This is a genomic window from Thiorhodococcus minor (genome assembly GCF_010820565.1).
Classification (GTDB): Bacteria; Pseudomonadota; Gammaproteobacteria; order Chromatiales; family Chromatiaceae; genus Thiorhodococcus; species Thiorhodococcus minor.
On record NZ_JAAIJQ010000161.1, the window covers coordinates 1 to 5,226 of the forward strand.

The 5,226-nt window shown below is 62.4% G+C and carries 5 protein-coding genes and 1 pseudogene; 4 read left to right on the plus strand and 2 right to left on the minus strand.

Annotation, left to right across the window (positions count from 1 at the left end; translation table 11 throughout):
• Nucleotides 1–413 precede the first annotated feature (413 nt).
• The 3 genes from G3446_RS25490 (at nt 414) to G3446_RS25500 (ending at nt 2,778) form a co-directional block, all read left to right on the plus strand.
• Entirely contained in the window at nt 414–647 is a 234-nt protein-coding gene (locus G3446_RS25490; protein WP_245232772.1) for a TonB-dependent receptor, read from the plus strand.
• A 150-nt stretch (nt 648–797) separates the two neighbouring features.
• Nucleotides 798–1,067, plus strand: a complete 270-nt coding sequence (locus G3446_RS25495) for a hypothetical protein (protein ID WP_164456479.1) — start codon at nt 798–800, stop codon at nt 1,065–1,067.
• 445 nt (nt 1,068–1,512) lie between these two features.
• Entirely contained in the window at nt 1,513–2,778 is a 1,266-nt protein-coding gene (locus G3446_RS25500) for an IS1096 element passenger TnpR family protein (protein ID WP_164456480.1), read from the plus strand.
• Between the two features lie 208 nt (nt 2,779–2,986).
• On the opposite strand, the gene G3446_RS25505 is transcribed toward G3446_RS25500, so the two are convergent.
• Nucleotides 2,987–3,403 (minus strand): type II toxin-antitoxin system VapC family toxin, encoded by a 417-nt coding sequence (locus tag G3446_RS25505; RefSeq protein ID WP_164456481.1) that lies wholly within the window; start codon nt 3,401–3,403, stop codon nt 2,987–2,989.
• Between the two features lie 20 nt (nt 3,404–3,423).
• Complete coding sequence (locus G3446_RS25510) at nt 3,424–3,666, minus strand: antitoxin (protein WP_164456482.1); 243 nt, start codon at nt 3,664–3,666, stop codon at nt 3,424–3,426.
• 390 nt (nt 3,667–4,056) lie between these two features.
• Between G3446_RS25510 and G3446_RS28495 the strand changes: the two are divergent.
• Nucleotides 4,057–5,226: pseudogene (locus G3446_RS28495) on the plus strand (IS66 family transposase); the annotation flags it as partial.

Sequence of the window (5,226 nt, forward strand, 5' to 3'; positions counted from 1 at the left end):
AGTGCTCGTTCATGCTGTTTCCTCTGTGGCTAATCGGATGACTTGCCACTGGGAAACAATCAGAATAATGCCGGGTCGGCAATTACGGCATCAGCCGTAAAACACTGATCGAAAAAGAACTTAAAGCAGGACGCCAGGACTACCAGGCATTATTCGGCACCCGGGATTATGACGAAGGACGTGAGTCCTTCGTCGTGAAGGCAATATGCAAAGCGCAGTCACACACGCCGTAGAGTCATTCGTCGTAGGGTCGTGCGTAGCCCGAGTGCGCCAACGGCGCTACTCGAGGCGGAGCAGCGACCCGGAGCGGGACGGCCCGGGCTGAGAAGGTTGTCGCCCTGCGCGAGTCCCGTCGGCGAGGGATCGACCCGACGGGTATCACGAGCGCAGACGCGACACTCCGGCTTCAAGGGATGTACGTCGGCGACCGTGCCTGCGTGGCGAACGATACGCGAGACGAAGCACCGGAATACGGCCAGCTCGATCTGCTCATCCGCCACGACCTGACCAAGCAGGTCTCCCTGCAGCTCGACATCCGCAACCTCCTGAACGGCAATCTGGAGGAGGCCTCGGCCGGGACCTCGTTGCCGCAGGATCTGCCGTTGGCGAGCCGCACCTTCTATGCGACGATCATGATGCGATTCTAGCCGAGTGTGCAGGTGCGCGCCTGGCGTGCCAAGTCTGACGACGTTGTGCGAGACCGCCTTGACCGGCGGTCGGCGATCCACTTCTGCGGCAGGATGGCGATACTTGAGCGCGGGGTTTTCGCTCGGCCTTGGTTGATCCAGACTCTGTCCATGCGCTCGTTCACCCAGCACATTCTTCTGCCTGGACTCGCCCCGCTGTCGGTTGTTGCCCTGTACTTCACGCCCGTTTCGGCGATTGACTGCCGGACGCGCGGATTACTCGCATTGGTGATCGTCCTCTTGGCTTTGATCGTCGGCATTGGTATCGGGATACGCGGTTTACATGCCCGGCTGCGGGGTATGCCGGTCTCAGGATGGCGGATCGCGGCGATCTGCATTCTTCTGCTGCCTGCTCTGCTCATCCTTGGGCCTCTCGGGTGAGGTAAAGTCGACTTGTCTCATCCGGCAGGAGAGCCGCTGGGTATCGGACGACTGCGTTTGTATCGGCGCGGGTTGGTGTGCCAGTTGCCTGGCTCGAATTGCCGATTCTAGGGTCATCAGTCATCCGCTTGCAGAGACGCTTTGCCCAGGAGACCTTAGGCTCGCCATGCGATCTGCATCGGCGCTTCTGCGTTGCGCTGTTGGGTGGTGCTCGGCTCGTCGAATCGATCTTGTAGCCTCTTCTGGTGCTGAATTTCCGGGGTGTAGATAAGCCCCTAGACCCTGGGTCCGCGGGGTTGGCACCGCAGGGCTCATCCCTGGTCTGAATGGCCGAGCCGCTACCGTCTTGCTCGTCATTCTCGGGAACCTGCTGATCTCGGGACCTATCTTTGTTGGATTCCAAAACCTGTTCCAGGAAGATCTGGATCAAACTGATCGCAGACTTATGACCAAGAACCACACCCACGAGCCCATGGCTTCTGCTGCCCATGGGCTCAACGTACCGGACTTCGAGCGCCACCCGCCAGGAGCCATCCTGCGAGATTTCGAGGCCCTGTTGGACCTGATCGGCGAGCAGGGGCTGCCGCTCACGCCGGGCCATCTGTTCGCCATGAAGACCCTGGAGACCATCAATCAGCGTCTCGCCCGTCCGCTGGAGCTGGGGCTGAAGCGCGCGCAGCAGAAGTCCTATCCGCACATCAACGGTCTGTATCTGGTGCTGCGTGCGAGCGGCCTGGGGCTGATCGACACCGCGTCGAAGAAGCCGCGTCTGCATCTCGATCCCGTCGTCCTCGCATCCTGGTGCTCCCTCAATGCTGCCGAGCGCTACTTCGCCTTGCTGAAGGCCTGGTGGGGGCGCTCGAGCGAAGAGATCATCGGCGAGCGCCAGACGTGGGGCGGGGATGCATCGATGAAAATCGTCACCTTCTTCGATCGGCTGCGGGAGACGGGCGAGCTGAGCTATGAGACAGCCCAGGACGCAGATGTGCTCCGCTATTCCCCCGGCCTCCACCATTTGGCCTTGCTGGAGCTCTTTGGCTTCGTCGAGCTGCGGGCCATGCCACCCGAACACGGCAAGGGATGGCAGGCCGCGCGCGTTGCGCTCACCGCGTGGGGGCGTGCCTTGCTGAGCGACCTCGCGGACTACATGCGCCTGCCTTGGACGCTCGAGGCGGAATCGGCCATACCAGCCCTCAGTGATGTGGAGTTTTTCGATGCGCTGGCGCGTTTCGAGCGTTGGAGTCGGCCGTTGCGCGAGCAGATCGCAAACTGGCGCAAGGAATTGGAGATCCCCGAGGAGCATTTCCAGCCTGGCCGGCATTTGATCAAGGTGGCGCTGGAGAAGGACTGCTGGCGGCGGATCGCCGTTGGGGGCGACATCGGTCTCGACACCCTGGCGGCCACCATTCTTGCCGCCTTCGACTTCGACGATACGGATCATCTCTACCGCTTCAGCTACAAGGATCGCTTCGGGCGCACTCTGGAGATCGATCACCCCGATCTGGCGGGTGAGTCCGAGTGTGTGGCGGACGAGGTCAAGGTCGGCGACCTCGCGCTCTGCGAGGGGATGCGCATCGGCTTTCTGTTCGACTTCGGCGACGCTTGGCGATTCGAGCTGCTGGTCGAGCGGATCGATGTGGAGTCCGCGAGCCATGAGCTAGAGATCCTGGAAGCGCATGGCACGGCGCCGGCGCAGTATGGAGGTTGGTAGCCGCTCGCGACGGGAGCGAGATCGAAGAGACAGACGCAGATCCTGGGCGCTCAAGCCTGGCGGGTGTTTCCTGTTGGTCCGATCCCTGCCATACAGCAGCGTGGTTTAAGGGCCAAGATGACGAGGGTGCTCAACACCCAAGAGGCGCAAGGTCGGATACTGCGCCGTCCAGGGCGTTGAGCGACCGCCAAGGCGCGATTCGACGCGCTCAGCGCTGCGAGGCGAGCCAGTTCTCGACCCGAAGGTCTGGTACCCGCATGAATTCGTCCGCGTTGTCCGTGACCAGCGTCAGGTCCTGATCGAGGGCATGGGCGGCGATCAGCAAGTCATTGGGGCCGATTGGTGCTCCAGCTTGCTCCAGCGAGAGGCGCACCTTCGCGTAGGCTTCATCGACGCCGGCCTCAAGCGGCAAGACTGGCATGGACACGAGTAGGTCTGTGACCTTGGTGACGAGGACGGGCGAGCCGCGCTTGAGTGCCCCAAAGCGCAGCTCGGCGGCGACAATGAGGCTGGTGCACACCCGGTCGTAACCACGGCGGCTTAGGATCGCCGCGACTGGGCCTTGCGGCTCGCGAATCAGCGCGGAAAGGACGTTGGTGTCGAGAAGGTAGCGCAGCGCTGACATGGGGTATGGGCTGAGGCGAGCTAGAGTCGGATATCGTCCAGCGGCAGAAGCCCTTCGTCGATATCCGGGAAGGTCTCATCGAGGGGTTTCCAGCCGGTCAGCAGCGCCGCGAGATCAGTTCGGCGCTTGACGGGCTCGATGATCAGCCGCTCGCCGTCACGGCGAATCATGGCCTCATCGGCATCCAGTTCCAAGTCGCGTGGAATTCGCAGCGCTTGATTGCGCCCATTGCGAAAGAGGCGCACATGTCGTTCAGATTGCATGGCGAAAATCCCGGACCTGTTGGCATATATCAAAGCATAGGCCAAACGTCGTCTCAACGCGACCATTGTCGCTTTGGGCGGGACTCGAGCTCCTTTTTGCCCGCAGTTGGGCGCAGAGCGCCGGCTCAGGCGACCTAGACTTGGTATCGTCCCAGGATCGGAGAGCGATTGATGAAGTCGCGGATGACCATGAGAACCTGCTGTTCAGGTGTGCCGGAAAATGTGCGGGACCACAGCTGGGAGCCGCATCAGTACGACAGGGTAAGGCAGGAATTGAGGTTGCGCGGGCGTAACTTCTCAATAAGTCGCGGCACCCTGGGTGCGCTGAACCGCTACTCTGGCGCCAGAGTCCCATCGTTCGTGCCCTGAGTTGTCTGGAGTAGATCGGCCTTGATCGAGCTTCCTGACATTCCCGCCGCAGAGCGCACGCCGCTGGTTGAGCAGTTGTTGGGACTGATCGAGGCCTTGGCCGAAAGGACGCAGCTGCAGGCCGAGAGCATCCAACAGCTACGCGATGAGATCGCCGTGGTCAAGGGCGAGAAAGGCAAGCCGCGCTTCAAGCCCAGCGGGATGGCGCAGCAGGATGATCGCAAGCGCAACGGCGCAGGGAAGTTGGGCGGTGGTGGCAAGCGCGCAGGCTCGCGCAAGCGCTCCAAGACGGCGCAGTTGACCATTCATGATGAGCAGCGCATTCCGCCGCATGAGCCGCTTCCTCCTGGCTCGCGCCTGAAGGGGTATCGCGATTTCGTCGTTCAGGATCTCAAGATCGCGGCGCAGAACATCCGCTATCGTCTTGAAGTCTGGCAAACCCCACAGGGCGAGTGGCTGCGCGGTGAGCTTCCGAGCACGCTGCAAGGCAGCCACTTCGGCACGGGGCTGCGTGCTTACGTGCTCTACCAATACCATCACTGTCATGTCACGCAGCCGCTGCTGCGCGATCAGCTGCTCGCCTGGGGCATTGATGTCTCGGTCGGGCAGATCGATGCCTTGCTCAGCGGGCACAACGCGGACTTCTTTGCCGAGAAGGATGCCCTCCTCGACGTCGGCCTAGAGGTCAGCTCCGCCATCACGGTCGACGACTCAGGGGCACGCCATCAGGGACGCAACGGCGACGTCACGCAGATCGGCAACGACCTCTTTAGCTTGGTTCAGCAGCACCGACAGCAAGCGCCGGATCAACTTTCTCACGCTGCTGCAGGGCGGTGATTGCCGCTACCATTGCGACGAGGAGGCCGCGGCGTATTGGCATACGCAGGGGCTACCCCGGGCGATGCGTGAGGCATTGACGGCCTCGCCGATCCGCGCGCTCACCACGACGCCGGCGTGGGAGAAGCACCTCAGCGACCTGGGCATCACCACGGAGCGCCACCAGCGCATCGCCACCGAGGGCGCCTTGCTCGCAGGCGTCTTGGCCAAGGGCCTCTCGCGCGAGCTGGTCATCGTCAGCGACGGGGCCGGGCAGTTCGCCATCCTGCTGCATGCCCTGTGCTGGGTGCATGCCGAGCGCCTCATTCACAAGCTCATCCCGCTCAATGAGCGCCAGCGCGCCGACCAGCAGCG